Origin of the sequence: Sporomusa aerivorans (assembly GCF_041428895.1) — a bacterium.
Taxonomy (GTDB): domain Bacteria; phylum Bacillota; class Negativicutes; order Sporomusales; family Sporomusaceae; genus Sporomusa; species Sporomusa aerivorans.
This window is the reverse complement of sequence record NZ_CP156926.1, coordinates 3,495,808-3,522,094: the sequence shown is the minus strand read 5'-3', so window position 1 is coordinate 3,522,094 and position 26,287 is coordinate 3,495,808. Positions and strand designations below refer to the sequence as shown.

The window sequence follows — 26,287 nt, the reverse complement described above, 5'->3', positions numbered from 1 at the left end:
AACGAAAAAAATCGCCGTCTGATTAAAGCAAACGGCGATTTTTCTACTTTAGTGTTTTTATGGTTTTACAGTTTCTTTATAAACTTGCTTACCGTCTTTCATTTCGAGGATAACAGCACCCTTGATAGCGTCATGGGTATTGTTAAGTGTCAGGTCGCCGGATGCGCCTTTAAAGTCTTTGGTAGCTGCCAGGGCTTCGCGGATTTTAGCCGCTTCAGTGCTGTTGGCGCGTTTGATGGCATCAACAAGAACATAAGCTGCATCATAGCCAAGTACGGCCATGGCATCAGGCATTTGACCATATTCTTTTTTGTAGTTCTCAACAAATGACTTGGACAATGGGCTGGTATCTTCTACCGAGTAGTGGTTGGTAAAGAAGGTATTGTTAAGAGCTTGCGGACCACCGATTTCAACTAGCTTAGGGGAATCCCAGCCGTCGCCGCCGACAATCGGCATAGTCATACCCATTTCACGGGCTTGTTTGGCAATTTTACCAACTTCCTCATAATAGCCAGGTACGTAAAGAATTTCGGGATTGGTAGCTTTAATCTTAGTCAGGATAGTTTTAAAATCCTGATCTTTTTGTAAGTAAGCCTCTTCTGCTAAGATTTGGCCGCCGCCTTTTGTGAAGGCTTCTTTAAAGAATTGGGACAACCCTTTACTGTAGTCACTGGAATTGTCAATCATAATAGCTGCTTTTTTTGTCTTAAGGCTGTTTAACGCGAAGTTGGCGCCAACAGTGCCTTGGAACGGGTCAATGAAGCATACCCGGAAAGTGTAATCTTTGGCTTTACCTGTTTTTTCATCCAAAGTTACTTTGGGGTTGGTAGTGGCGGCTGCAACAAACGGAATTTTATTGGCTTCCGCTACGGTCGAGCCGGCAATACCGTTGGAACTGGTGGTAAAACCGGTTACGGCAACAACCTTGTCCTGGGTGATTACTTTGGTCATGGCATTGGAAGATTCGGAAGGCTCGCCTTTGTTATCGGCCACAACGATTTGAATTTGTTTGCCGAGAACGCCGCCTTTAGCGTTGATTTCCTTAAAGGCCATTTTAGCGCCGTTAGCTGCAGAAGTACCGAAGGAAGCCGTGTTGCCGGTAAGTTCGTATACTACACCGATTTTGATGTCTTTGCTGGCTGTGTCACCACAACCGGTTACCAGTCCGGCCAGCATAACAAGTACTGTTACTAAGCTGGCCATTTTTAATCCGAGTTTACTCATAGTCTCCTCCCCTATTCGTGCAAAATTTATCAGAACCCTAAAACTGTAAGCAGCATCACCTCCACAACAAATATTGCTAAAAAGCATATTGGGTTAAAAAATAGCTTTTTGGAAAGGAGAAAATAATGTCTCCTTCCAAAAAGCATCTTTGCTTAGTGTTACGAAATATGCTGATACTTTTGTATCCTATGATTATACATTGTAGTACGAAATAGTTTATTTTGCAAGCAGTATTTTTAATTAAGTGCTGATATTTTACACTTTTTTTCACATCGTCTTGGTTTAATGGCAGCGTGTTAGGTATTTACTGCCCGGGTTTGATGTCAGTTCCCTGGATAATGTTTTTTAGACAACGGAAGGTTCAACGTACAGCTGCCCGCGAGCGAAACGGTCGGCACTGAACATATCAATTGGTATATCTGTCGGGGAGCCGGTAATGGTCTGGGCCATAAGTTTACCCACAATGGGTGAGATCATAAAGCCGTGACCGCTGAAGCCGGCTGCTGTATAAAAGCCCTGCACAGCGGCATCCTGACCTAGAATAGGTGTACGGTCAGGGCACATATCATACAGGCCGGCCCATTGCCGGATGACATTAAGATTGGCTAGCGGCGGCAGAATTTTGGTAATGCGCGCAGCCATTTCAGTTAGAAATTGCCAGCTGGAGTTGATATTGAAAGTTTCCGGCTCGTCCGGATGGCCGATGCCCATGATAAAACTGCCATGAGGTGTCTGTTGACAATACAGATTGTGATAAAAACACATAACCATGGGCGTTTGCATCCGTTCAACCGGCTCGGTAACAAGTATCTCGTGACGCTCAGGGAAAATGGGCAGCTCGATGCCGGCCATTTGACCTACCATTTTGGCATAGCCGCCAGCGGCGTTTACGACGGTATTAGTAGCTATGGTTCCTTTATCAGTGTGAACTGTCGTTATTTTGCCGTCAGTCACGGTTAAACCGGAAACCTCAGTATGTGTATAGAATTTGACACCCAGCCGGGCAGCGGCTTTAGCGTATAAACTGGTTACTTTAAAGGGATTGGCATGACCATCTTTAGGACAGAAGGTCGCTCCCAAGAGCCCGTCTGTATTTAGATGAGGCACGATCTCTTTTGCTTCTGCCGGTGTCGTCCAGCGGGCCGGAATATCCAGCGAATTCTGCAGGATGAGATTTTTCTTGAATTGTTCTACCATTTTGGGAGTATAGGCCAACAGCAGATAACCGCCCTGGTCGAATTCAATATCGTCCTCTACACCCAGAAGTTCCGGCAAGTTCTCCAGCATTTTAACACTTTCACGGGATAGCAGGCAATTGGTTTCGCTGCCCCACTGCATGCGGACACCGGCACCGCAGCGTCCTGTTGCGCCACTGGCCAGGTAATTGCGTTCAATGACAGCCACCTGCCCGGCTCCGGCTTTAGCTAGGTTATAAGCGATAGAACAGCCGACAACTCCCCCGCCGATAACAACAATATCTGCGTGGTTAATCATTTTTAGCACCTCCAGCCAGTGCGCCTAAGGAAATGGGGGCCGTAGGCGGACGGAATGTCGGCAGAGCAATGTCGCCACTGGTCGTTTTTAATGCTTTAGCAAGTTCCTGCGCAATGAGGGGTGTACAGGTCCTGCCCTGACAAGGCCCCATCCCGCACCGGCATTCGCGTTTTAATTCGTCAAGGGTATGTTTTCCCTGCTTGATAAGTTTTTGGATATCTTCCTGCGTGATGTCTTCACAACGGCAGATAATAACCGGTTCAGTCATAGTGAGAGCCCTCCTTTCTTAGCGATATTCCGCGCACATCCATAGCCAATTCTTTGGGAACAGTCACCCAGACCACGGTTGTTTTGTTTTTATTTTGCTGTACTTTCTTTATCTTGGCGTCAGCAACTGTTTCCCCTTTACGGTTTAGGGCGTTCACTGACTGGCCGGCTTCCGGCAGGGGGACATATTCATAAGGAAGTTTAACCAGAGCCTGATTATCCTGAGAAGAACAATCAACAACGAAAATTGATAATCCGGGGCAATGGGCCAGGCAAATACCGCAGCCATTACATTTTGACTCGTCGAGTACCGGTCGCTGATTAATATCTTCACCGATCGTTATGGCTCCTTGGGGACAGGCATCGGCACACGGATTGCAGGGTATATTTTGAAAACACTCAAACAGAGCCACCGGGCCTTGCGCCAAACGTTCCTGGCTGGGCGCGGCCGCAGTAATGTCGTCCGTTGTGGGTATTCCGGTTTGTTCTAACATTTATATCACCTCGCTTAATGAGGACGAAGACTCAATGATAGCCTTGGCAAGTCCACTGCGTATTTTAGCGCTGACATCCCCGGCGCGGAGAGCGGACAGTTGGCCCCGGGCGTCAGCATAATCCTGCTTAAGGCTGTCTAAAGCAAAACCTAGACTGGCTGCAGCCGACAGGCCGGCCAGTTTGCCCTCGACCATGGCAGCCGAAGCTTCTTCTATACCGGCCACATCACCGGCAACATAAATGTCAGGATGTGTGGTTAGTAAATGGGAATCGCGCAGTGGTACATAACCGCCAAGTTCGGGTACCCAGGTCATATTGCAGCCTGCCTGCCACAACAATTCTGTCAGTGGTGTCAGGCCAACTGCCAGACATAGACCATCTACGGCAATATCAAATTGACTGCCGGGAACCGGCTGCCAGTTTGCATCCAGCTTGCAGACCGTTACCCCTGAAAGACTGGGCGAACCATAAGCGGAAGCTATGGTATGCGAGGTATAAATAGGTATGCCGGCCCGCCTGATTTTGGCAGCATGAACCAGATACCCGCCAATTTTGGGAGCTGCTTCAATAATGCCGGCCACTTCTACTCCCGCCTGCAGTAACTGGTAGGCCACAATTAGGCCAATATTGCCAGCGCCTACCATCAGCAAACGTTTTCCCGGCAATACACCATGCACATTCATAAGGGTTTGCACGGCGCCGGCGCCATACACTCCCGGCAGGTCGTTGCCTGGAAAAGCCAGTGTTTTTTCCGAGGCGCCGGTAGCCACAATAACCTTTTTGGCTTTCACGGTAACGAAGGCCCCGTTATGTTTGACTGTCACAACACCGTCTTCCTGATACTGACCAAGTACAGTTGCATTATTCCAGACGGTGACGGAAGGCTGGGCCTGGGCTTCCTTGACAAGCAAATCGGCAATGGCGATACCCCGTTCACCGGCGTGTTCATTTTTGGAACCGAAAAATTTGTGGGTTTGCTTAACTAGCTGACCGCCAAGATATTCGGATCGCTCCAGCAATAGCACCTTGGCTCCTGCTTTGCCGGCAGCTATGGCTGCCGTAAGGCCGGCCGGGCCGGCACCGATAATGGCAATATCTGTTGTGTTCATGGCAGCTTACCTCTTCCTGTTTGCGTTTCGACAATCATTCCCTGTTGTAACGGTTCCACACAGACTCTGATGTTTGGAATGCCGTTAACCGCCATTAAACAGGATGAACAATTGCCTATAGCGCAAAATAGTCCCCGCGGCCGGTTAAGGTTATGGCTGTGCCTGAGTACTGTCACACCGGCAGCATGCAGCGCGGCGGCAATGGGTTCACCTTCATACCCTTCTATTATTTTGCCGTTGAAGCTGAACTGAACTTTAGTTTTTTCAGGGAATTGCAGGATGGGATGATTAATAATGCGCATTGCTACACCTCCGTGTTTTTTAATAATGCAATTACCATGCCAGGATTAACAAAATAAAAGAGATTGTTTCTGTGTATTGATAATAATGATGCTTCAATGCAGTCATTATCAGGCTTTGTACGGAAACAATCTCATAATTTTTTTTATTATAGGTTCTCTTACGGCAACAGTTTCTTGTCGAAATGCTTTTAAGTAGCGGCGGACTGTGTGTTATTAGTGTCAGCTTTTCGACGCTTGCGTCAAATGCCTGACAGTATCTCCTGTCAGCTTAAACTGCTGCATTTTGTAATACAGCGTACTACGGGGAATACCTAGTTTTTTGGCAGTAGCGGCTTTGTTGAAATTGGTCTCTTTGAGCGTTTTTTCAATGAGTGAGCGTTCCAGTGTTGTAAGTTCCGGAAGAGTTGTCAGGTTGCCCTGAGCGTTTGCCGGATTGTTTAGGCGAGTGTGCTGGTAATTGGCTCTAAAGTTGGCAGGCAGGCAGGCTGTTGTCAGCGTGTCGCTGTCGGCCAGAATAACCAGGCGTTCCAAAATATTATTAAGTTCACGGACATTGCCAGGCCAATCATACTCTAGAAAAGCGGCCATAAGCGATGGCTCCGCTTTACTGAGGGTTGCTCCGGGATTATGTATTGCGCCAAAATGCTTTAGTCCGCGATAGACCAGCTCAGGGATGTCTTCCCGACGGGATCTTAATGGCGGCAAAACAATGGTTACCACATTTAACCGGTAGTATAGGTCATCCCGGAAATCACCGCAGGCAATCATGTCTTCCAGGTCGCGATGAGTAGCTGAAATAATGCGGACATCGACCTGCACTGGTTTATTGCCGCCAACACGGTAAAACTTTTTCTCCTGCAGCACACGGAGCAGCTTAACCTGCATATCCCGTGGCATCTCCCCAATTTCATCCAGAAACAGTGTGCCGCCGTCGGCTAATTCAAACAGACCGGCTTTGCCTTTGCGGTCGGCGCCGGTGAATGCACCGGAATGATAGCCGAAGAGCTCGCTTTCAAACAGGCTGGCAGGAATGGCTCCGCAGTTAATCTCAATAAACATGCCTTTGCGTCCGCTAGCTGTATGGACTGCCCGGGCGAATACCTCTTTGCCCGTACCGCTTTCCCCCCTGAGGAGCAAAGGTGCATTCGTGGCGGCTACGCGCCGGGCCATGCTGACAGCGGCAACAACACCGGGACTGTGGCCGCAGACGCTGGCAAAAGCATCATTGCCGGAACTGATTTTATCAATCTGACTTTCTAGCGATTGAACCTGGCGACTGGTGCGTGTCAGCTCCTGATTAAGGTTGACAATCTCGGTAATATCCCGCTCGGCGCTTACGCCGCCGACTACCTGACCATTTGACTGGACGGGGGCGGCATTTATCAGTACATGGGTATTGGAACAGGGCTGATGATATTGATCTTTGACGAACAGGCGCTCAGCAGCGGCCCTTTTAACCAGTAGATTAGAAAAAAAAACATCAATCGGATTTCCCAAAATTTTTTCCGCCGCAATGTCATACAGTTTTTCAGCCCGTTTATTCCAGAAAACAACCTGATTGTTCTGGTCAATTACACAGACTGATTCGCCGACGGTGTCCAGAACGGCATTAAGTTGCGATTGCAGCAACTGATATTTGCTTAGCATTGCGGCAAAAATTTGTTCAGGCGTACTCACTGCATGAATTTTACCATCTGCTGCAAACAAAACAGTTTTGGATAGCAGTTCGGCGGGTAAACTGCTCAGGGGAGACGTTAAAAGTGCGGCAGGTTTTAACACAACGTCCCAGTTTGCAATCTCCCAGGCAAATTTGGCTGCCAGGTTCGTCCGGCCTGCCAAAATACAGCCCCATTTCCCCTCTTTTTGCAGCACAGCGATTGTTGGCAGACCGTTACGGCTAACGGCAATTTCTGCTGCCGGCGCCAAGGGATCGACAATAGTTAATTGGGTGGTAACAATATCTTTAATATACAGTAACTGCATGACAGACAGAAAACCTCCTTTACGGGTAAAAAGACGCCTGTCTCCTGGAGTGGAAACACAGCGTCTTTGCTAGTGTCAGATATTTGACATTTATTTTATTATAGCTGGCTTAAAAAATAATTTCAAGAACAAATATTTTCGTGAAACAGACTGACAATTACATTTTATTCTATAGCATAATAGCTGCTCCTATGCGTCCGGTCCGGCCAGCCTCGGCGCGATGCGAGAAAAAGACCTGAGTATTGTCAGCGGTACAGACGCCGCTAATTGTAATGTTGCTGTCCATTACCCCGATTTCTTTAAGCTGCTGGCGGTTGGCCTCCCAGAGGTTAAGCCGCCAGCGTTCGCCACAGGGCGTAGCCAGGTTTTCCCACTGTTCAAAGCCATCCCGAAGTTTACTCATTACTGCTTCATCCACTTCATAGCAGCACGGGCCGATGGATGGTCCAATACCTACCAGGCAGTCAGCCGGCTTGCTGCCATAATTGTCTTGCATTGCCAGAACAGTCTTTTGGGCAATTTTGGCTACTGTGCCTTTCCAGCCGGCATGGCTGATGCCGACCGCTCTGGCAACCGGGTCAAAAATGAGAACGGGTACACAGTCGGCAAAAAACAGCATAAGAGGCACAGCTTTAGCATTAGTGATCAGTGCATCGGTATTTTTTATAGCCTCCTCATAACGGCGTGCGCCGCGGCCGATATCTTTCTCAGTAACTAACTGAACCAGATCTTGGTGGACTTGTTCGGCAGTAACTGCGTTTTCGGCGGCAAATCCCAGCGCTTGGCAGAAGGCTTGCCGATTATGCCAAACAGCCTGGGCATCATCGCCGGTATGTAACCCTAGATTCAAGCTGGCAAAGGGTTGGTCACTATGGCCGCCCAGCCGGGTAGATATACCGTGAGTTACCCCTTTGTCGGCAAAAGCGGTAAAGATTCCATACCAGACACCGTTTGGATCGTATTTTAAAACAAAGTCGCCCACTGATAAAACCTCCATATAAGAGAGAGTACTTTCCTTATTATATAATAATACTCTTTTCGGCCCGCAAATATCTATAAAAAATTAAAAAAGCCATGGTACACACTGGGGTATACCATGGCTCGCACTTTCCTGTGATTAGGCTTCGTCCAGTTTATCCTTTTTGGCACTGGCAATAATGGTTTCGGCAAGACGGGCCGGCACGTCTTCATAATGAGAGAAGTTCATGTCAAAGGTGCCCCGCCCTTGGGTAATGGAACGCAGATCAATACTATAGCGGAACATTTCCGCAAGCGGTACCTGGGCTTTAATGCGTCCCTGACCGCCGCCAATTGGCTCCATGCCTTGAATGCGGCCGCGCTTAGTATTGAGATCACCAATGACATCGCCCATATAGGTTTCGGGAACAATGACCTCTATGGAATAGATTGGCTCCAAAAGAACTGGTTTGGCTTGCAGTGCTCCTTTGCGCAACGCCATTGTGCTGGCAATTTTAAAAGCCATTTCGGACGAGTCAACTGTATGATAGGAGCCATCTGTTAAAGTTACTTTTACGTCAACCATTGGATAGCCTGCCAGGATACCGGCGGTCAATGCTTCCTTTACCCCTTTTTCTACTGCCGGGATATATTGGCGGGGGACTGCGCCGCCAAAGATGGAATCGACAAATTCAAACTGGGCCCCTGGCGCCAGTGGGTCGAGCTGCAGCCAGACATGACCATATTGTCCATGGCCGCCGCTCTGTTTTTTGTGCTTACCTTCCACTTTGGCGGAACCGCGAATTGTCTCTCTATACGGAACTTTGGGATTAGTGAGCAATGTTTCGACACCAAACTTGCGTTTCATACGTTCTGACATAATGTCCAGGTGCAGTTCGCCCATACCGGAAATGAGGAGCTGATTGGTTTCAACATCTTTCCGAACTTTAAAGGTAGGATCTTCGTCCATCAGCCTTGCCAGTGCCTGGCCGATTTTGTCCTCATCCCCCTTGTTCTTGGCTTCTACAGCACGGACGAACATGGGTCGTGGGTAGGAAATCGGTTCAAAAATAATTGGTTTATCTTTATCGCAAAGGGAATCACCTGTGCCTGTCTCCTGCAGTTTGGCCACAACCACAATATCACCGGCATGTACGGCCGTAATAGGGTCCTGATGCTTACCGCGCAAGGAAAACAGAGTGCCAATTCTTTCGGATTTATCTTTTGTGGCATTGTATAACGTGCTGTCCGGTTTCATAACGCCTGAGAAAAGGCGAATATAATTGAGACGTCCGACAAAGGGATCGGCGGTAGTCTTAAAAACCATAGCGGAAAACGGGTCGCTGCCACTTCTCTCCACCGGTTCTTTAGTGACCGGGTGATAACCGGTCACCGGAGCGGAACCCGGCGCAGGCAGGTATTTAATTATCGAGTCAAGCATCTGCTGGATACCGATGTTTTTGGTGGCCGATCCGCACATAACCGGAAAGACTTTAGACTGGGCAATGCCGGCTAACAGCCCGGAGATGACCTCTTCGTCGCTGAGTTCTTCCCCTTCAAGATATTTAGTCAATAAGTCGTCATTTCCTTCAGCAGCTGCTTCGATAAGGGCCATACGGGCCTCTTCCGCTTTAGGCAACAGGTCGGCGGGGATGGCAGTTTCGTTGTACTCCCTGCCATTTTTCTCCGGCAAGTAGGCTTTCATTTTGATTAAGTCGACAATACCGGAAAAATTATCCTCAGCCCCAATGGGCAATTGAACCGGGACAACGCCGTTGCCGAAGCTTGCTTTCATACTATCGACAACACTATAAAAATCGGCGTTTTCCCGGTCCATCTTATTTATATAACCAATTCGGGGCAAGCCCAGCTCGTTTGCATAATTCCATGTTTTTTCAGTTTCCACTTCAACGCCTGCGGCTGCGCACAGCACAATGAGCGCGCTGTCAACAGCACGCAAAGCGCCTTTTACCTCGGCTACGAAATCGGAATAACCGGGCGTATCGACAAAATTTATCTTATGTTCACGCCATTCGCAAGGTGCCAATGCAGTACTAATTGTTACTTTACGTTTAATTTCTTCCGGTTCAAAGTCAGTTGTTGCCGAACCATCATCAACACGTCCCAAACGGTTCACCGCGCCAGAATTAAATAACATGGCTTCTGTCAAGGATGTCTTGCCGGCACCTCCGTGGGCTACAATTCCAACATTTCTTAACCTGTCGCTCTTGTACTCTTTCATGGCTAGTCCCCTCCTGTTGTGGTATGGTTAATTCCATTACTGACATATTGCTGGTTGTAATTCTCTGTTTACTGTAAATATTCCTGCTTTTCAGTCTATTTTGTTTAAGTTAAATTGAGCATTTTTTGGACTATTTATTCCATACTTATAAAAAATTTCCATAAATATACCGAAAAAATTATTGAGGGGTATTTCCTAGACCTCTTTCTGGTACCTATAGGCGGCAGCCGGAGGCGAAGAAAGCAAAAAACGCGAAAAGAGCTATGCTTTTATAGCTCTTTTCGCATATATAGCCTGGCATTATCCTTTTATGAACATACGCACCAACCTACGCAGTGGTCCTGGCAGCGACATAACATAAAAACGAAAATTCAACCTGCTCGCCCCCTTACTAAACTATTATCTATTCCTACAATCCCTCTTAAGCTATCGATATAGTTTATGCGAGCCAAAAAAAGTTGTGCAGTATTTGATTGTAAAGTCAAATTTATTTGCAGCCGCTGCAAGCGCTGCAGGATTTACCTGAGCATGCACCGCTGTCGCCGCCGGAGCGACCGTGGCTGCTGACTAATGATACAATTTTGGCAATATTGTTGCGGCCGCATCCCGGGCAAACAACACTGCCCTGCCAGTTGAGACGGCACAATTGCTCAAAGGTTTGGCCGCACTCATTGCATTTAAAGTCATAAATTGGCATTATTGATCACCTTTTAAATAATACTATTTTGCATTCTCGGCTTCAAACCGGGATAAGACAAAACATAAGTCAGACAGGCGGTTAAGGGCAATGAACAGGTGCTCATTGATTTTTGTGTCCGGTTCCTGTTCCTTAAGCCGCAGTGTTTGACGCTCGGCGCGTCTGGAAGTAGTGCGGGCCAGGTCCAAGGCAGCGGCTCCCGGAGTTTCCCCGGGCATAATAAAGCTCTTTAACGGCGGTAATTTGGCGTCAAATTCATCAATCATTTGCTCCAGGGCCGTTACATGGTCGCCCGTAACATATAACTGACCGGCATTAACGCTGGCCAGGTCGGCCATAACGAGCATTAATAGTTTTTGCAGTTTAACAATGGCGTCTTTAACTTCGGGTTTTTCGCAATTGGCCCGGGATAGTCCAAGTGCAGAATTTACTTCATCTACTGAACCATAGGCTTCTACCCGTGCGCTTGTCTTTGGGATACGTTCTCCGGTTAAGAGGCCGGTGGTGCCTTTATCACCTGTTTTGGTATAAACTTTACTCATCTGTTCCTCCTAATGATTACTGAACTAGCTCATGTTCAGTAAAATAGATAGCAATTTCACGCTGGGCGCTTATTACGCTGTCTGATCCATGAATAATATTGTTCGACATAACTGTGGCGTAGTCGCCGCGAATGGTACCAGGCGGCGCGTTCTCCGGGTTGGTTGGCCCCATCATGGTTCTAACCGCCTTAATGGCGTTAGGGCCCCTGAGCACTATAGCAACAACCGGACCTGAGGTGATGAAACTTACAAGGGACGGATAAAACGGTTTGTCAAGATGTTCTTCGTAATGGCTGGCCGCTATCGCCGGCGTTAATGTCAATAGTTTTAAGGCAACAAGACTAAGCCCTTTTCGTTCGAAACGGCTGATGATCTCACCGCATAATTTTCTTTGAACAGCATCAGGTTTTAATAACACCAGGGTATTTTCCATCACATTAATCATCATATTCATAACCTCTTCTTTAGCGGTATTCGCGTGCCCGTTCGGCATACTGCAATGCAGACTGGCGGATGACTTCAAGTTCTTCACTGCCGATTTGCCGGATGACTTTTCCGGGAGATCCTACGACCAACGAATTGGGAGGTATCTTCTTGCGCTCAGGGATGAGAGTTCCGGCGCCGATAATACAATTTTCGCCGATTTCAGCATACCCAAGAATGATGGCCCCCATACCCACCAGACAATTATCGCCTATCGTGCAGCCGTGAAGAATTACGTTGTGGCCAACCGTTACGTAGTTGCCGACGATACATGGACAATCATGCATGACATGGATGGTGCTGTTATCCTGGATATTAGTATAACGACCTATTTTAATCAGGTGATCATCGCCACGGATTACCGTATTGTACCAGATACTGGCATTGTCCGCAATAGACACATCGCCGATAATCCGGGCCCCTGCGGCGACAAAAACGCTATCGTCTATCCGGGGCTCTAGCTTTTTATAAGGAAATAATTTACCAGTCAACCTGTGTCCCACTCCTTCATTTAGCCGCGGATAACTGTATTGCTAAGTGCACCAAGGCCATCAATCTCGACGGTGACAGTGTCTCCCGCCTGCATCGGACCAACTCCCGACGGCGTGCCTGTCAGGATAACGTCACCAGGATACAGGGTCATGACCTGGCTGACGAAAGCGATTAACTCAGGGACTTTAAAGATTAAATTTGTTGTGTTGGAGGATTGTTTTAATTCACCGTTGAGCAATAACTTAATATTTACAGTGTGAGGATTTAACTGTGTTTCTATCCAAGGACCTAACGGCAGAAATGTATCAAAAGATTTGCCGCGGGTCCACTGGCCGTCATGCATCTGAATATCGCGTGCTGTGATATCATTGGCGCAGGTATAACCCAGTACATAATCACCTGCGTGCTCTACAGGTATTTTACGGGCCTGGCTTTTGATAACTACTGCCAGTTCCGCTTCAAAGTGAAGGTTATTGGAGATAGGCGGAAACTCAATTTTACCCCCGGGATGGTTTAGCGCCGACGATGGTTTTAGAAAGATTAAAGGCTCTTCAGGCAACTTAAGATTCATTTCCCGGGCGTGGTCATGATAATTAAGGCCAATACAGACTGCTTTGCTTGGCTGACACGGCGCCAGTAAACTGACTTGTTCCAAGGAAACTTTTCTGTCACTTTCTTTATAGTGGCCGCCGAATATATCACCATCTATTATTGTAATCTGATTGTCTGCTGCCAAAACGCCGTAACTTTGCTTGTTTTCAAATGCAAATCTCACTATTTTCATAAGACTACCTCCCACAATGTACTGTAATGGAGTAAGTAGAAACAGCTAGTATATTTTTTCCATACTGACTTGCTCATATCCTGCAAAAAAAATCCTCTGAAAGTAATTTTCAGAGGATTTTGAGTCAAATAGAATTAACGTATACGTTTGGCTTGCTCTTCCAGTTTGGCTACCCGGTCAGCTGTAGCCGGATGGGTGCTGAACAGGCTGACAATCATGCTGCCTGCGCCACTAAATGGATTGACTATGAACAGGTGTGAGGTGGCCGGGGTGGCTTCCGGCATTACCTGGTGTTTTGCATAGTATTCAATTTTTTTGAGTGCGCTGGCAAGGGCCAGCGGGTTACCGGATACGGTGCCGCCAGTTTGGTCGGCCAGATATTCACGGGAACGCGAAACCCCAAACTGAATAAGTGTGGCGGCCAATGGTGCCAGCACTACCAGGAAGACAAATTCGATAATCCCGCCGATGCCGCCACCCTCTTCGTCATCACTGCGGCCGAAGCCTAGGAAGGCCGACCACTGGGCGATATTTGCAATCATGGTGATAACACCGGCAACGCTGGCGACAATGGTACTGATCAAGGTATCGCGGTTTTTGATATGAGCAAGCTCGTGGGCGACAACGCCTTCCAGTTCTTCGTAATTAAGGGCACGCATAATGCCGGTAGTTACCGCCACAACACCGTGCTCGGGATCACGGCCGGTAGCGAAGGCATTAGGTACCTCCGTATTGATAATGTACACTTTGGGCATTGGCATTTTTGCTTTTTGAGCCAGTCCGCTGACCATCCGGATTAGGTCCGGCGCATCCTGCGGGGTAACCTCTTTTGCGCCGTACATGCTCAGGACAATTTTATCACTGAACCAATAGCTGCCAAAATTCATCAAAATCGAGATAACAAACATAAACGTCATGCCTTTGGTGCCGCCGAAAAAAGCACCTACGGCCATTAATAAACCGGTTAAAGCGGCAAGTAAGATCGTCGTTTTCAGGGTATTCAATTAAAGACACCTCCATAGCATATTTGCCTCTATCGTATAGTTACCTTAACGTCTGAGCAACTTCGCTAGCTAAAGATGACATCGCTCCTCCATTCCCTCTTGTAGAATCTATATTAATTATAAGTGATTTACTTATAATTAACAACCGCCATTTAGACCGGTTTTTCCATGCGTTGCTTGATGGCGGTCAGCATATTCATACTGTTGTCCCGTACCTTCTTCTTAAGAATCGGATTTAAGAGTCCCGCTATCATCGGAATGCCAAATTCAAAGTCTACCGTTAATTTGATCTCTGTTCCGTCCGCCAGCGGGGTCAATATCCATTCCCCTTCAAATTTCTTGAGGTCGCCTTCGGTTTGCTTATACCGGATATGCATATTGGTATCGTCAAAGGTATCAAGCTCCGTCCATTTAATAATGCGGCCGTCGACATTGGACACCCATTTGGTCAGCGTAGTGTTGTCATTACGCTCAATGACTTCGACACTAACTAGATCGGCCATGAAGTCAGGATATTTTTCCATGACTTTCAAAATAGGATATATTTCACTTCTGTCAGCCTTAACCGGCAAAGTAACTTCTACATATGGCATATCACATCTTCCTCTCATTAAAATGAAAAATAGTTTTTATAGATCTTCCAGAATATCCTGGGCTTTGGCCAATGCTTCTTCCAGGCAGCCCGTAACATAATTAATCTGCCCGAGTTCAATGGTGAGGGGCGGTTCAATCCGGATGACTTTGGGATTATTCAGGGTATACGCAATAAGGACACCTTTATCAATCATTTCTGACAGAATAAGGCCGCCAATCCCTTCTTTGGTTAGTTCAATGCCAATCATTAAACCTTTGCCGCGTGCTTCCTTGATAACTTCAGGGTATTTGCGGGCCAAATCACTCAGCTTGTCAAGAAAATACCGGCCGCTTTGTTCAGCCCGGGTGATAAGTTCCTCTTCGCGGATTGCAGTGATGGCGGCAATGGCCGCAGCACATGCCAGGGGATTACCGCCGAATGTTGAAGTATGCAAAAAAGGACTGGTTATGTACTTGTCCCAGATAGTGCTCCGGGCGGTAAATGCGCCGATGGGCATGACCCCGCCGCCTAACGCTTTGGCGGTGGTTATAATATCAGGGACTACCCCGTAGTGTTCGACAGCAAACATTTTGCCAGTGCGCCCCAGGCCGGACTGGACCTCATCGCAAATCAGGAGAGCTCCTGTCTGGTCGCAAATCTCCCGGACAGCGGGCAGGTAGGAGTCCGGCGGCACAATGATGCCTCCCTCCCCTTGAATGGGTTCAATCATAACCGCTGCCGTCTCACTATTTACGTTATGGCGCAGGGCATCGATATCCCCGAACGGTACATGGCTAAACCCGGCTAGGAGCGGCTGGAACGGTTCGCGAAACATATCCCGGCCGGTAGCGCTCAAAGCTCCTAAGGTTTTTCCGTGAAAGGAGTTAGTGGTGGCGATGACATTGCTTCGCCCAGTATGGATTTTGGCCAACTTCAGACTGCCTTCGACAGCTTCGGCGCCACTGTTGACAAAAAAACTGTATGTAAGATCACCCGGCGTAATTTCAGCCATCAGTTCGGCCAAATCTGCCATTGGTTTGTCAAATAGGACTTTACTGGACAGCGGCATAAGATCCAATTGCTGTTTGACAGCGGCGACAACTTTAGGGTGCCGGTGCCCCAGGCTGAAAACGCCATAACCTCCCAGGCAGTCAATGTACTCTTTGCCATCAACATCATAGATCACATTACCCTCGGCCTTCCACTCGATGGTTGACAGGCCCATGAATCTAAACAATTTTGCTATGGCCGGATTGATATATTTTTCATACTTTTCAATAGTTTCATCAATCACTTGTTGTTTGTTTGACATTTGGATCCTCCTATGCAAGGTTAATTCATTATATGAAACCCCTTATGGGATTATTTTCTATTATCCATAAAAAAACTCCTGCCTTTATTTCATTATACCCAATAAGTACTGCATTTTTTGCTGTCAGAAAGGAATTTATTCCACTAGTCTGGAATATCAAGCCACAACAGAACTTAAGGAGTGAAGAAATGAATGAAATAATACCTGTACTTACTGTTTTACTACTTATCGTTAATGTGCTCATGCTGCTGATTTTAATGGTAAAGGTAAATAAAAACGGGCAGTTTGACCTGACTCCGCTGAAGCAGCTGGCTTATAACCAGGAGCGTCAAGAGTCTGCTTTGCGGGATGAATTGGCCAAAAGTCGCCAGGAACAGACCTTTAACACGAAGGCCTTGCGTGAGGAACTGGCCATGCAACTGCATAACTTTACCAATACTAATGATCAGAAGTTTACCCGGCTTACGCAGCTTAATGAACATAAGCTTGACAGACTGAGGGAAACCGTGGAAATCAGGCTAAACGCCATCCAGCAGGACAATAGCAGCAAACTGGAAGAAATGCGGGCTACCGTTGATGAAAAACTGCATGCCACGCTGGAAAAGCGGCTGGGAGAATCTTTTCAACTGGTTAGTGAGCGTTTAGAGCAGGTTCATAAAGGATTGGGCGAAATGCAAACCTTAGCCGCCGGAGTCGGCGATCTCAAAAAGGTGCTGTCAAACGTCAAAACTCGCGGTATATGGGGTGAGATGCAACTGGCCTCTCTGCTGGAGCAGGTGCTGACACCTGAGCAGTATGCCGTTAATGTTATTACTAAGCAAGGCAGTCAGGACAGGGTGGAATTTGCTGTAAAACTGCCCGGACGGGATAAGCATGAAGCGACGGTTTGGCTGCCCATTGACGCCAAATTTCCCCAGGAAGACTATCAACGTTTGCTGGATGCCCAGGAAGTGGCCAATGCCGAACAAGCTGCTGCAGCGTCAGCTGCGTTGGAAACGCGGATCCGCCAGGAAGCCAAAACCATAAAAGAAAAATATCTCGATCCGCCCCAAACGACCGATTTTGCCATTCTTTTTCTGCCTGTAGAAGGTCTGTATGCTGAGGTGCTGCGCCGGCCCGGGCTGTGTGACAGTCTGCAGCGTGAATACCGGATTACTGTCACCGGTCCTACTACTCTGGCTGCTTTGCTTAATAGCCTGCAGATGGGATTTCGTACCCTGGCTATTGAAAAGCGATCCAGCGAAGTGTGGAATTTGCTTGGCGCGGTAAAAACGGAGTTCGGCAAATTTGGCGATGTATTGGAAAAAACCAAGGAAAAGCTGGATCAGGCCAGCAGGCAAATTGATACAGCCGCGGTACGTACACGCGCTATCGAGCGCAAGCTCAGATCTGTTGAACAACTGCCGGCCGTTGAGGCCGTTAACGTGTTAGGGCAATATGATGGTGACGAAATAGAAACCGGCTAAAGCCATGGCTTCAGCCGGTTTTACCTGCTGTACCAGCGTCAAGCCGCAAATACAGCAAAAGTAGTCAATCCTGATCAAGGATGATGTCGACGACTGTCTGGAAAAGCTTATTTCTCAGGCGGCTTCCCTTGTCTTCCTGTAATAGCACAAATTATTTATAATTTCAATGGCATGTAACGAACATGCCGAAAGTATCGCCAGGGAGAGATTGCGGATTTTAGTGCAGGCTGGTTTTTTCTGTAGAACGCGATTTAAAAAAATAGCCGGTGATAATGACGCCTAAAGTCAACCCAATTTCCAGCAGCAGCGTATAGTCGCTGATCAGCGGGCCGATGGCTTTGTCGCTGGCTATCATTTCGGCGGCCGCATAGCCTAAAACGCCGGCGCCGAGATAAATAATAACCGGGAAACGGTCCATTAGTTTCATCAATAACTGGGCGCCGAACACAACCAGGGGAATACTTGTTGCTAAACCCACGGTAATCAAACCATACTTACCGGAAGGTACAGTCTGCGAGATAGCGGCCAGAGCCAGAACGTTATCCAGACTCATTATCAAGTCGGCGAACAGGATGACTTTAATAGCTTCCCGATACGATGTAGCCTCGCCATAATCACTTTCTTCATCATTATCTTTTAACAGGCTAACAGCAATATACAACAAGGCCAGACCGCCTAGAAACTGCAGATAAGGTATATCTAAGAGAGAGGCAGCCACAAAGGTCAGAATAATTCTTAGAACCACGGCGCCTACGCTGCCCCACAAAATAGCTTTTTTACGTTGGTGTTCAGGCAAATTCTTACTGGCCAGGGCTATGATAACAGCATTATCACCGCTTAATACCAGATTTACTAACAAAATACTTCCCAGGGCCATAAACCATTCCGGCCCGATAGTGCCAAAAAAATCCATTGTCAGCCTCCTTAAATTCTTTCTGTTTATTTATTATTACACAATGATCTATGGTATAACCGTAACATTAGCGAAATGCCTTGCTTGCCTCCTTTCCTCATAAAAAACAAAAAAGACCTAAGGTACGCAATAATACATACCGAAGGTCTCACTATTGGTAGTTTTACCAACGATAACGCCAGATGCCTCTTGGCACCGTATGTTGACATCATCCAACGAGTTACTCCCCTTACGATGAGAGTGGATATTTATTTATTTGCATTATAGACAACCATGATAAGGTTTGTCAATAATATATTTAATTTTAAAAATTAAGGCGTTATGAGCCAGAAGATGGAGAGATTTAGAAATATTGTTGATTTTATGGCGTTTTGAACCATTTTTATAGTCTGGGACTGTTGATTTTGTTTTCTAATTTGGCTATTATTTTAGATAGAATTAGCACTCGTTGATATTGAGTGCTAACGAGAACTACCTATTATACATTGCGGAGGTTTATAATGGTACAAGAAACAATCGTTAAAGAAACAAGAGAATTTCAGGCGGAAACAAAACAGCTTCTGGAATTGATGGTCCACTCTATTTATACCAACCGGGAGATTTTTTTGCGGGAACTTATTTCTAACGCCTCAGACGCCATCGATAAAATTCGTTTTGAGTCGCTTACCAATCATGCGCTGCTGGAAGGAAACGAAGATTTCGAAATATTTCTGACTCCGGACGAAAATACAAATACCCTGACTATCGCCGATAACGGTATGGGTATGACTGTGGATGAAGTCGTTGAAAACATTGGTACTATCGCCAAATCGGGCACCAAGGTCTTCCTGGAAAAAGCTAAAAATGCCGGTTCTGTTGCTGAAAATGAGCTTATTGGCCAATTTGGCGTCGGTTTTTATTCAGCCTTCATGGTAGCTGAAAAAGTAACATTGATCACGCGCGCACCCGGACAAGCCAAAGGCGTTAAATGGGAATCCACCGGTGATGGCACTTATACTATTGAAGAGTGTAAGAAGGAATTCCGGGGCACCACTATTGTACTTGCGCTTAAACAGGAATTCTATTCCTCAGAGCACCCGGAAGAAAATTTCCTGAGTAATTATACGCTGCAAAGTCTTGTTAAAAAATACTCCGACTATATCCGGTATCCCATTAAAATGAACTTTAACAAAGAGGAAAAACCGGTAGATGCCGAAGGCAAAGTGATTGAAGACGCTGCGCCCAAGCAAACCGTCGAGGTTCGTACTCTTAACTCTATGACACCGCTATGGACACGCGCCAAAAGCGACATCACACAAGAGGAATACCACCAGCTATATAAAAATATGTTCCATGCCTGGGAAGACCCGTTAGATATTATTCACTCCAAAGTGGAAGGCGCTGTGGAATATACTACCTTGCTGTTTATTCCTACCCATGCCCCGTTTGATTTTTATCAGCGGGAAGCTACAACCGGAATCAGGCTGTATTCAAGGAATGTATTCATTATGGATAATTGTCAGGATTTGCTGCCGGAGTATCTCCGCTTTGTTAAAGGTCTTGTCGATTCCCCTGACTTTTCTCTCAATATATCCCGTGAACTTCTCCAACATAGCCAGCAGTTAAAACTGGTTGGCAAGAACCTGGAAAAAAGCATCCTGAAAACATTAGAAACCATGCTGAATAAAGACCGGCCCAAATATGAGACGTTCTGGCAAGAATATGGCCGGGCCATTAAGACAGGGGTTTATGCCGATTACAATAGCCGTGACAAACTCAAAGATTTATTACTCTTCCCCTCCTCTCATTCGGAAGAACTCACGACGATTAAGGATCATGTAGGCCGTATGCCGGAGAATCAAAAAGTAATTTATTATGCTACCGGCAAAGACCGCGTTGCGGTTGAACGTCTGCCCCAAATGGAAATCCTTAAGGATAAAGGCATTGAGGTTCTCTACCTTTTCGACCGGGTGGACGAATTTGCCATTGATGCAATGCATGAGTATAAAGATAAAAAATTCCAGTCGGTTAGCCGGGGAGATCTGGATTTAGAGGATATCGGCGCAGATGACAGCAAAAAAGAAACTGCTGAATTAGCCAAGGAAAATGATGCGCTTATTAAAGCAGTCAAAGAACAGTTAAAAGGTAAAGTGGTTGATGTGAAAATCAGTAACCGTCTTAAGTCCAGCGCCGTATGCCTGGTCAGCGGCGATAGCGGCATCAGCCTTTCCATGGAACAAATTCTTTCCGAAATGCAGAAGACAACCTTTAAAGCCAGCCGTATTCTTGAATTAAATCCTGAGCATGAGTTATTTGCTGCTTTAAAAAATATATACGAGACTTCTCCTGATTCAGAACCTTTTAAAGACTACTGCGAGTTACTCTATGGACAAGCTCTGCTTTTAGAAGGACTGGCTCCGGAAGACCCTGTTGGTTTTGCCAGTAAGGTAGCCGGCTTAATGGCCCGCAGCGCCAGATAGTTTGCAAAAGCGCCTGATATCTAAAATCAGGCGCTTTTGTCTTTTCGCTGGTCAGGTAGTAAATATTGGTGTACACGACGGCCCAATAGGTTTTGCTGTGTCAGTCAATTTTTTCATATAAAAAACGGCGGTAAACAACCGCCGTTTGGAGAAGATGGAGATTGACCTATTCGAGAAGGCTACCGTTTACCGCCGCAGCCGCCGCCACAATCTTTTTCATTGCGGCGTTCCTCTACATTGGTTAACTCGCATGCGAACTCAAGGTTCTTTTTATCCTTCTGGTTACAGCACTGTTCGTTATTGCGGTTTTGCTTTCTCATAGTATCACCCCCAAAAATATTGTCTCCGTTAATCTGCGTAATATAGTTGGGTATTAATGGAATGGAAATGCAAAAGACCGCCAGCATAAATGCTGGCGGTTCAGTGTAATCGGCCGGTTATTTGCTTTCTGCCGGATCTCTCATACAAAACACCTTATTCTCACGTTCCCGATGGAAATTAATACATTCACAGCACTTGCCATGCCGCTCACATTGAGTTTTCGGACAGGTGCAATTTTCTTCATTACAGTTAGCCATGAATATCATCCCCTCCCTACAGCTATTTACACTAAAATATTCATCGTTAAGCAATAATTTCCCTGCTATCGTCAATTAATTAGTATGCCTTCCGCCTGTCAGCCGCACCCGGTACTCCGTGGAGCGTTGCAGCTTGCTGCACACTGCTGACAATTGCTTGCTCCATGGCTCTTATAGCCAGTATCCCTAACAGGGTCATATCGGCGGTTACCTCAGCGGTGGCCAGGGTAAAAACCGTGTCGCCGTCGTGAATGGTGTGTACCGGGCGAATAACGCGCGCATAGGCATTCTGCGTCAACGCTGCAAGTTTATTGGCTTGGGGTTTGGTTAACCGGGCATTGGTAACAATCACGCCAATTGTAGTGTTCTCCAGCGTAACCTTGGGAGTTGCCGGCTTGTCCATTGTCACTGTGAAGCTTTCGGTATTAAGAAACGTTTTTTTATCCGCCTGTAATGCGCCGGCCACAATGGCGCCATTGGCGGGAGAAACTACATCACCGAATGCATTTACCGCCACTATTGCCCCGACATATAAATCTTTCAGCCGGTAGCAACAGGAGCCCAGGCCGCCTTTCATCGCATATGCCATGCCTTTAATCTTGCCTACCGTAGCGCCGGCGCCGGCACCGGTATTACCATCCGTCCAGGGCGTCTGACTATAGGCATTTTGGCAGGCCTGGTAAGCCATCATTTTATCCGGTCTTACCCTATGATCCCCGAAGGTTAGATCAAACAGGATAGCCTGGGGAACAATAGGAACTTTAGTAACGCCGACATCATAGCCGATGCCCTTTTCTTCCAGAAACTGCATTACCCCGCCGGCGGCATCAAGACCAAAAGCACTGCCGCCGGCGAGCAAGACTGCATTAATGCGCTCCACTGTGTTTTCTGACCGGAGCACATCTGTTTCCCGCGTTCCCGGCGCACCGCCGCGTACATCTACTCCACCCACAGCTCCCGTGGGGTTGTCGCAGATGATAACCGTACAGCCCGTCCCGGCGCTTAAATTCTGCATGTGGCCTATCTTGATGGATGGAATTGCGGCAAAATTGACTCTCTCCAATGGACACTTCCCTCCTCTTCGCTTCATTCAAGAATTTCACCAAACGTAGAGAATTCTCCTCTACCATAAAGACGCTCTGTCCATAGTATTATGTATAAATATCTTATCTGATTTGTTCTAACATTGTCACATTTTTGTCATACTTTCATGGTATTCTTTGGATAACTCGATAACCGGTTTTGTTCATCCATACCAGGCTATCGTGATAACAGCAAGTTTGCCGAGGAGGATATATTATGAAAAAGAAAATTATGACTGCCCTTACAGGAGCCATGCTAGTTGCCAGTGTCGGTTTGGCTGCTCCAATTACCGATTTAGACAAAGGCCAAACCGCAATCGGGTACAATCATTATAATCTGGACGACGGGGGCAATATTGACAACGATAGCTTTTACCTGGAAAATGCCGTTTCTGATAAATTTATTCTCGGTTTAGAAAGAAACTCCTATTCGATTCCGGGTTATGACACAAAATCTACTGATGTCTATGCACATTATAAGCTTGACAGAAATGTTCATCTTATAGTCGGCAACAGGGATTATAGTGATGGTCCTAACAAAATGTTTTACGGAATTGGCGCAAATACCAGCCTGGCTCCCAAACTTGACGGCTACGCTTCGGTGACGACAAACAGTATGGAAACCGACTGGCAGGCTGGGGTAGCTTACAATCTAAGCAATCAAACGGCCTTACACTTAGGCTATAAATCTTATAAGCAAGATGGTTTTTCAACCATTGACGGACTTGGATTTGGCGCTAGTTATAAATTCTAAAAAAATCTACCGGGACAGCCTCTGGCTATACCGGTAGTTTTTTTTTACCTGCTAAGCAAATTCACAAGAATAGCTGAATTCATTTACCCACACAACCAAACTGACCGGGTTCTTGAACTACTGAAACGAGTGTATCCGTACAACCGCATTTTTCGCAGGCGTCCGGCTTCTTTCCGTCCGCTGCCTTGTGCATAAAACCACAGTGACTACATTTGTATAGGATGTCAGTCATGTCTCCAGCCTCCTTTGCCGATGTAATTTAATTATATTTATTCGAGCATACCCCGATAGTATGTTTTTGTGAAAAAATTAATCTATTATAGTGTTCTAAAGTCCCTTGGCAATTTAATAGAACCGGTATGTGACGGGTTTTGCCCGGGTTCAGCGGCCAGGCATTGCGCCGGCTGGATATCTCTATATTTTTTTGCGCCATATGTAAAGTCATGGCCAAAATACTTACAGTGATTTACCTGTTTAAACAGGCAGCCGGAACAATTGGCAGCAGGCATTATAACGCCCTTCTTAGCCGACTCAATGAATTGCTGCGCTGCTAAAAGGTCATTAACATATTCATTCAATAACCGGGCTAAAGCGGGAGATTTTACTTTTTTTAACTTTTCTAGGCTCTTAAGGGCTTTAATCAGTTCAATCTCAAACAACGCAGTATCCGGAATCTGAGCCAATAAAGCCGGGTCTTCCGTTAGTGTTTTGAGTTTTTCTTTAGCCTGCAGCGCATTAGAACCAAGATATATGGAGGTATTTTGGGGTTGTTTGGTTTTAGAATTATAGATACTGTCTTTTAAGTAAAACGTTCCGTTCTTGCGATGTTCAATGTACACTTGTTGCATCTCTCCCAATTAAAACACATAATCACATTCACGATATGATTATAATATCCAGCAAAATCAATATAATCACATCGAATATATGAGTATAGTATAACATCTTGGGCATATAATCACAATACTATTATGAGTATGGATTGTGCCCTAACAAGAAAGTTTAACAGTAACTTGGGGAACACTATTGCCGGAGGTGAACGCTTTGAGCAATAATAACACAAATGCTGTCAGTGGTTCCATGACAGATAAGGTGGCACCGAGCGAAGCGGATATGGCGCAAAGAATGCAGGCTTCGGCGCAAACTACCAGTTCCGGTCAGCAGACAACTACTTCCACCGCAACCTCATCCTATGTAGCATCATTGGCAAACGGTATGGCGACTCCTACCGGCGAAAACCAAAGCCAAAAGTAATCCCGGCTTTCAGTTAAAAGAGACCAGACACAGCCGTAAGGGAAAACTAAAAATTCAATCGTCTATTCTGTAAAATCGGCAGGCCTTCTATCCAACAATCATTGGATAGAAGGCCTGTTGTTTCTCTTAGCCGGAAGTAACTATTTTATACCGCAGTGAATAAAATGATTTGGAGATATGTTACGATATGGAGGGCACTGCATGGGCTATTACATCAAAGTCGAGAAAAATGTAAAATTATATGTAGAAGATTTAAATCCGGAGGGTTATGAGACAATCCTCTTTATTCATGGCTGGCCTGCCAATCACAAAATGTTTGAATATCAGTTTAATCAGCTGGCATGCGAAGGATATCGCTGTATTGGTGTTGATACCCGCGGTTTTGGCAATTCTGACAGGCCTTTGAGCGGCTATTCCTATGACAGGTTAGCCGATGATATCCGGTGTATCATTGACGCTATGAACTTGCAGGAGATAACTTTAGCCGGGCATTCTACAGGCGGTGCTATTGCCATTCGCTACATGGCCCGGCATAACGGTCATGGCGTTGCCAAGCTGGCGCTGTTTGCAGCAGCGGCGCCCAGTCTTATTCGACGTCCCAATTTTCCTTTTGGGCTGACCCAAGAAGAGGTTGTTAAACTTATTGAGCAGACCGCTACCGATCGGCCGGCTATGTTAAGAGGTTTCGGTGAGACGTTTTTTTTTCAGAAAATTACTCAGCCCTTTTCTGAGTGGTTCTTCCAATTGGGACTGGAAGCCGCCGGCTGGTCGACAATAGCCATTGCTCAAACCTGGCTGGAGGAAGTGTTGTTCTCTGACCTGGGCGAAATACATGTGCCTACACTGATCCTTCATGGTATTCACGATCAAGTAGTTCATTTTCAACTGGGCGAAGTGCAGCATCAGGCTATTAAGAACTCAGAGTTGATTCCATTTAAGTTTAGCGGTCATGGCGCTTTCTATGATGAACGGGAGAAATTCAACAAAGAGTTAATGCGGTTTTTGGAAGATTAAATTAAATCCTGGAAAAAGAGCTATGCTTAAGCACAGCTCTTTTTAGGTCGCAAATAAGCAATATAACTGTATCTGCGGGCCCTTCTGATGATGAAATAGTTTATTACTAACTTTATCCTTATCTTGTCCAGTAGTTAACTGCCAGCTTGTCCCCGGGGTAAATATCGCCTGGTTGGCGGCCAGAAAATAGTTCCTGGTTATTTTCAAGTATCCCATGATAAAATTCCCGGATATCCCTTGGGCCATATGTGTTTTTTTGAATGAATTGTTCGGATATTTTCCATAATGTATCACCTGTCTTAACAATATAAGTCTCTGATACGAGCCGGCCTTGGGAATGAGAGTTGTGGCTATAACTGGCCATAGCCACACATAGTATTGCTGCAATTAGTATTTTTTTCGTCAACCTGATCTACCTCCAGTGGATGGGTTTCTTGCCCAGAATGGATTGCTTGTACATTCTATGACAGACCAATCTTTTTCATACCACATGGAGTAAGTTTGTTTTATTATTTAAGGTTACAGCTTTGGCAAAATAGGCCGCCAGATAGTAGCCCTCTCCCTCTGCCGGCCTATATTTGCCCAAAACAAGATGATACTGGATTCTAGATGTGAGTAATTGCGATTCCTGTTATCAAAGCCGCAATTTCATGCAAATGTTAGGTAGTAATAAGTATATAAGGCCAATTCAATGTGTTATGTAGAAAATGTAATTTTAAAACCACAGCAGAGAAAGAAATCCTATTTGCTACTGATTTTCTTCTACCTGCCGGTGCTGCTATCTTTTCATTACTCTTGTTAGCAGC

28 protein-coding genes are annotated in these 26,287 nt (G+C 46.2%); 5 read left to right on the top strand and 23 right to left on the bottom strand.

The features are described from left to right. Positions 1-57: 57 nt before the first annotated feature. The 17 genes from SATMO3_RS16820 to SATMO3_RS16740 all read right to left on the bottom strand — a co-directional run bounded on the left by SATMO3_RS16820 (position 58) and on the right by SATMO3_RS16740 (position 15,961). Entirely contained in the window at positions 58-1,224 is a 1,167-nt protein-coding gene (locus SATMO3_RS16820) for an ABC transporter substrate-binding protein (RefSeq protein ID WP_371370895.1), read from the bottom strand. A 345-nt stretch (positions 1,225-1,569) separates the two neighbouring features. Further along, positions 1,570-2,718: an NAD(P)/FAD-dependent oxidoreductase gene (locus SATMO3_RS16815; RefSeq protein ID WP_371370894.1), complete on the bottom strand. Its 1,149-nt coding sequence runs from the start codon at positions 2,716-2,718 to the stop codon at positions 1,570-1,572. Continuing rightward, entirely contained in the window at positions 2,711-2,986 is a 276-nt protein-coding gene (locus SATMO3_RS16810; RefSeq protein ID WP_371370893.1) for a (2Fe-2S)-binding protein, read from the bottom strand. The genes SATMO3_RS16815 and SATMO3_RS16810 overlap by 8 nt, the downstream gene beginning before the upstream one ends. Next, positions 2,979-3,479 (bottom strand): 4Fe-4S dicluster domain-containing protein, encoded by a 501-nt coding sequence (locus SATMO3_RS16805; protein ID WP_371370892.1) that lies wholly within the window; start codon positions 3,477-3,479, stop codon positions 2,979-2,981. The genes SATMO3_RS16810 and SATMO3_RS16805 overlap by 8 nt, the downstream gene beginning before the upstream one ends. After that, positions 3,480-4,589 carry an NAD(P)/FAD-dependent oxidoreductase gene (locus tag SATMO3_RS16800; RefSeq protein ID WP_371370891.1) on the bottom strand — a complete coding sequence of 370 codons (1,110 nt, stop codon included), beginning with the start codon at positions 4,587-4,589 and terminating at the stop codon, positions 3,480-3,482. Then, a complete protein-coding gene (locus tag SATMO3_RS16795) occupies positions 4,586-4,891 on the bottom strand; it encodes a (2Fe-2S)-binding protein (RefSeq protein ID WP_371370890.1) in 306 nt (101 codons plus the stop codon). Before SATMO3_RS16795 ends, SATMO3_RS16800 begins: the two co-directional genes overlap by 4 nt. A gap of 219 nt (positions 4,892-5,110) precedes the next feature. Further along, positions 5,111-6,874 carry a sigma-54 interaction domain-containing protein gene (locus SATMO3_RS16790; protein ID WP_371370889.1) on the bottom strand — a complete coding sequence of 588 codons (1,764 nt, stop codon included), beginning with the start codon at positions 6,872-6,874 and terminating at the stop codon, positions 5,111-5,113. A gap of 169 nt (positions 6,875-7,043) precedes the next feature. Beyond that, positions 7,044-7,856 (bottom strand): peptidoglycan editing factor PgeF, encoded by an 813-nt coding sequence (gene pgeF, locus SATMO3_RS16785; RefSeq protein ID WP_371370888.1) that lies wholly within the window; start codon positions 7,854-7,856, stop codon positions 7,044-7,046. Between the two features lie 135 nt (positions 7,857-7,991). Beyond that, on the bottom strand, positions 7,992-10,073 hold the full coding sequence (gene fusA, locus SATMO3_RS16780; protein ID WP_371370887.1) for an elongation factor G: 2,082 nt from the start codon (positions 10,071-10,073) through the stop codon (positions 7,992-7,994). Positions 10,074-10,560: 487 nt separating this feature from the next. Then, positions 10,561-10,770: a zinc ribbon domain-containing protein gene (locus SATMO3_RS16775; RefSeq protein ID WP_371370886.1), complete on the bottom strand. Its 210-nt coding sequence runs from the start codon at positions 10,768-10,770 to the stop codon at positions 10,561-10,563. A gap of 23 nt (positions 10,771-10,793) precedes the next feature. After that, a complete protein-coding gene (locus tag SATMO3_RS16770) occupies positions 10,794-11,312 on the bottom strand; it encodes a cob(I)yrinic acid a,c-diamide adenosyltransferase (protein WP_371370885.1) in 519 nt (172 codons plus the stop codon). 16 nt (positions 11,313-11,328) lie between these two features. Continuing rightward, the gene (gene ndk / locus SATMO3_RS16765; protein ID WP_371381732.1) at positions 11,329-11,745 is read right to left on the bottom strand and encodes a nucleoside-diphosphate kinase; all 417 of its coding nucleotides are present in this window, start codon (positions 11,743-11,745) and stop codon (positions 11,329-11,331) included. A gap of 31 nt (positions 11,746-11,776) precedes the next feature. Continuing rightward, complete coding sequence (locus SATMO3_RS16760; RefSeq protein WP_371370884.1) at positions 11,777-12,286, bottom strand: gamma carbonic anhydrase family protein; 510 nt, start codon at positions 12,284-12,286, stop codon at positions 11,777-11,779. 20 nt (positions 12,287-12,306) lie between these two features. Continuing rightward, positions 12,307-13,071 carry a fumarylacetoacetate hydrolase family protein gene (locus SATMO3_RS16755; RefSeq protein ID WP_371370883.1) on the bottom strand — a complete coding sequence of 255 codons (765 nt, stop codon included), beginning with the start codon at positions 13,069-13,071 and terminating at the stop codon, positions 12,307-12,309. A gap of 134 nt (positions 13,072-13,205) precedes the next feature. Beyond that, positions 13,206-14,075 carry a zinc metalloprotease HtpX gene (locus SATMO3_RS16750; RefSeq protein ID WP_371370882.1) on the bottom strand — a complete coding sequence of 290 codons (870 nt, stop codon included), beginning with the start codon at positions 14,073-14,075 and terminating at the stop codon, positions 13,206-13,208. 152 nt (positions 14,076-14,227) lie between these two features. Then, a complete protein-coding gene (locus tag SATMO3_RS16745) occupies positions 14,228-14,668 on the bottom strand; it encodes a type II toxin-antitoxin system RatA family toxin (protein ID WP_371370881.1) in 441 nt (146 codons plus the stop codon). A 36-nt stretch (positions 14,669-14,704) separates the two neighbouring features. Continuing rightward, positions 14,705-15,961 (bottom strand): aminotransferase class III-fold pyridoxal phosphate-dependent enzyme, encoded by a 1,257-nt coding sequence (locus SATMO3_RS16740; protein ID WP_371370880.1) that lies wholly within the window; start codon positions 15,959-15,961, stop codon positions 14,705-14,707. A gap of 188 nt (positions 15,962-16,149) precedes the next feature. Here SATMO3_RS16740 and SATMO3_RS16735 point away from each other — a divergent pair, with 188 nt between their 5' ends. Further along, positions 16,150-17,427, top strand: a complete 1,278-nt coding sequence (locus SATMO3_RS16735; RefSeq protein ID WP_371370879.1) for a DNA recombination protein RmuC — start codon at positions 16,150-16,152, stop codon at positions 17,425-17,427. A 217-nt stretch (positions 17,428-17,644) separates the two neighbouring features. Here SATMO3_RS16735 and SATMO3_RS16730 read toward each other — a convergent pair whose 3' ends face one another. Further along, a complete protein-coding gene (locus tag SATMO3_RS16730) occupies positions 17,645-18,340 on the bottom strand; it encodes a TerC family protein (protein WP_371370877.1) in 696 nt (231 codons plus the stop codon). A 500-nt stretch (positions 18,341-18,840) separates the two neighbouring features. On the opposite strand from SATMO3_RS16730, the gene htpG reads away from it, so the two are divergent. After that, positions 18,841-20,799 (top strand): molecular chaperone HtpG, encoded by a 1,959-nt coding sequence (gene htpG / locus SATMO3_RS16725; protein ID WP_371370876.1) that lies wholly within the window; start codon positions 18,841-18,843, stop codon positions 20,797-20,799. 179 nt (positions 20,800-20,978) lie between these two features. Here the strand turns inward: htpG and SATMO3_RS16720 are convergent, their stop codons facing one another. After that, positions 20,979-21,119: a hypothetical protein gene (locus SATMO3_RS16720; protein WP_371370875.1), complete on the bottom strand. Its 141-nt coding sequence runs from the start codon at positions 21,117-21,119 to the stop codon at positions 20,979-20,981. Between the two features lie 337 nt (positions 21,120-21,456). Beyond that, entirely contained in the window at positions 21,457-22,440 is a 984-nt protein-coding gene (locus SATMO3_RS16715) for a P1 family peptidase (protein WP_371370874.1), read from the bottom strand. A 236-nt stretch (positions 22,441-22,676) separates the two neighbouring features. Here SATMO3_RS16715 and SATMO3_RS16710 point away from each other — a divergent pair, with 236 nt between their 5' ends. Next, on the top strand, positions 22,677-23,213 hold the full coding sequence (locus SATMO3_RS16710; RefSeq protein WP_371370873.1) for a hypothetical protein: 537 nt from the start codon (positions 22,677-22,679) through the stop codon (positions 23,211-23,213). A gap of 79 nt (positions 23,214-23,292) precedes the next feature. Here SATMO3_RS16710 and SATMO3_RS16705 read toward each other — a convergent pair whose 3' ends face one another. Both SATMO3_RS16705 and SATMO3_RS16700 read right to left on the bottom strand, forming a co-directional pair. Beyond that, positions 23,293-23,445 (bottom strand): hypothetical protein, encoded by a 153-nt coding sequence (locus SATMO3_RS16705; RefSeq protein WP_371370872.1) that lies wholly within the window; start codon positions 23,443-23,445, stop codon positions 23,293-23,295. Between the two features lie 85 nt (positions 23,446-23,530). Then, complete coding sequence (locus SATMO3_RS16700; RefSeq protein WP_371370871.1) at positions 23,531-24,052, bottom strand: hypothetical protein; 522 nt, start codon at positions 24,050-24,052, stop codon at positions 23,531-23,533. Positions 24,053-24,257: 205 nt separating this feature from the next. On the opposite strand from SATMO3_RS16700, the gene SATMO3_RS16695 reads away from it, so the two are divergent. Continuing rightward, complete coding sequence (locus SATMO3_RS16695; RefSeq protein ID WP_371370870.1) at positions 24,258-24,467, top strand: hypothetical protein; 210 nt, start codon at positions 24,258-24,260, stop codon at positions 24,465-24,467. A gap of 201 nt (positions 24,468-24,668) precedes the next feature. Beyond that, complete coding sequence (locus SATMO3_RS16690; protein WP_371370869.1) at positions 24,669-25,481, top strand: alpha/beta fold hydrolase; 813 nt, start codon at positions 24,669-24,671, stop codon at positions 25,479-25,481. A 118-nt stretch (positions 25,482-25,599) separates the two neighbouring features. On the opposite strand, the gene SATMO3_RS16685 is transcribed toward SATMO3_RS16690, so the two are convergent. Beyond that, positions 25,600-25,887 (bottom strand): LysM peptidoglycan-binding domain-containing protein, encoded by a 288-nt coding sequence (locus SATMO3_RS16685; protein ID WP_371370868.1) that lies wholly within the window; start codon positions 25,885-25,887, stop codon positions 25,600-25,602. Between the last annotated feature and the right edge of the window lie 400 nt (positions 25,888-26,287).

Excerpts from the sequence above, each read along its gene's own strand:
- SATMO3_RS16820 (WP_371370895.1), bottom strand. The coding sequence starts at position 1,224 with ATGAGTAAACTCGGATTAAAAATGGCCAGCTTAGTAACAGTACTTGTT.
- SATMO3_RS16815 (WP_371370894.1), bottom strand. The coding sequence starts at position 2,718 with ATGATTAACCACGCAGATATTGTTGTTATCGGCGGGGGAGTTGTCGGC.
- SATMO3_RS16810 (WP_371370893.1), bottom strand. The coding sequence starts at position 2,986 with ATGACTGAACCGGTTATTATCTGCCGTTGTGAAGACATCACGCAGGAA.
- SATMO3_RS16805 (WP_371370892.1), bottom strand. The coding sequence starts at position 3,479 with ATGTTAGAACAAACCGGAATACCCACAACGGACGACATTACTGCGGCC.
- SATMO3_RS16800 (WP_371370891.1), bottom strand. The coding sequence starts at position 4,589 with ATGAACACAACAGATATTGCCATTATCGGTGCCGGCCCGGCCGGCCTT.
- SATMO3_RS16795 (WP_371370890.1), bottom strand. The coding sequence starts at position 4,891 with ATGCGCATTATTAATCATCCCATCCTGCAATTCCCTGAAAAAACTAAA.
- SATMO3_RS16790 (WP_371370889.1), bottom strand. The coding sequence starts at position 6,874 with ATGCAGTTACTGTATATTAAAGATATTGTTACCACCCAATTAACTATT.
- fusA (WP_371370887.1), bottom strand. The coding sequence starts at position 10,073 with ATGAAAGAGTACAAGAGCGACAGGTTAAGAAATGTTGGAATTGTAGCC.
- SATMO3_RS16775 (WP_371370886.1), bottom strand. The coding sequence starts at position 10,770 with ATGCCAATTTATGACTTTAAATGCAATGAGTGCGGCCAAACCTTTGAG.
- SATMO3_RS16770 (WP_371370885.1), bottom strand. The coding sequence starts at position 11,312 with ATGAGTAAAGTTTATACCAAAACAGGTGATAAAGGCACCACCGGCCTC.
- ndk (WP_371381732.1), bottom strand. The coding sequence starts at position 11,745 with ATGGAAAATACCCTGGTGTTATTAAAACCTGATGCTGTTCAAAGAAAA.
- SATMO3_RS16755 (WP_371370883.1), bottom strand. The coding sequence starts at position 13,071 with ATGAAAATAGTGAGATTTGCATTTGAAAACAAGCAAAGTTACGGCGTT.
- SATMO3_RS16745 (WP_371370881.1), bottom strand. The coding sequence starts at position 14,668 with ATGCCATATGTAGAAGTTACTTTGCCGGTTAAGGCTGACAGAAGTGAA.
- SATMO3_RS16740 (WP_371370880.1), bottom strand. The coding sequence starts at position 15,961 with ATGTCAAACAAACAACAAGTGATTGATGAAACTATTGAAAAGTATGAA.
- SATMO3_RS16735 (WP_371370879.1), top strand. The coding sequence starts at position 16,150 with ATGAATGAAATAATACCTGTACTTACTGTTTTACTACTTATCGTTAAT.
- SATMO3_RS16730 (WP_371370877.1), bottom strand. The coding sequence starts at position 18,340 with ATGGATTTTTTTGGCACTATCGGGCCGGAATGGTTTATGGCCCTGGGA.
- htpG (WP_371370876.1), top strand. The coding sequence starts at position 18,841 with ATGGTACAAGAAACAATCGTTAAAGAAACAAGAGAATTTCAGGCGGAA.
- SATMO3_RS16720 (WP_371370875.1), bottom strand. The coding sequence starts at position 21,119 with ATGAGAAAGCAAAACCGCAATAACGAACAGTGCTGTAACCAGAAGGAT.
- SATMO3_RS16710 (WP_371370873.1), top strand. The coding sequence starts at position 22,677 with ATGAAAAAGAAAATTATGACTGCCCTTACAGGAGCCATGCTAGTTGCC.
- SATMO3_RS16705 (WP_371370872.1), bottom strand. The coding sequence starts at position 23,445 with ATGACTGACATCCTATACAAATGTAGTCACTGTGGTTTTATGCACAAG.
- SATMO3_RS16690 (WP_371370869.1), top strand. The coding sequence starts at position 24,669 with ATGGGCTATTACATCAAAGTCGAGAAAAATGTAAAATTATATGTAGAA.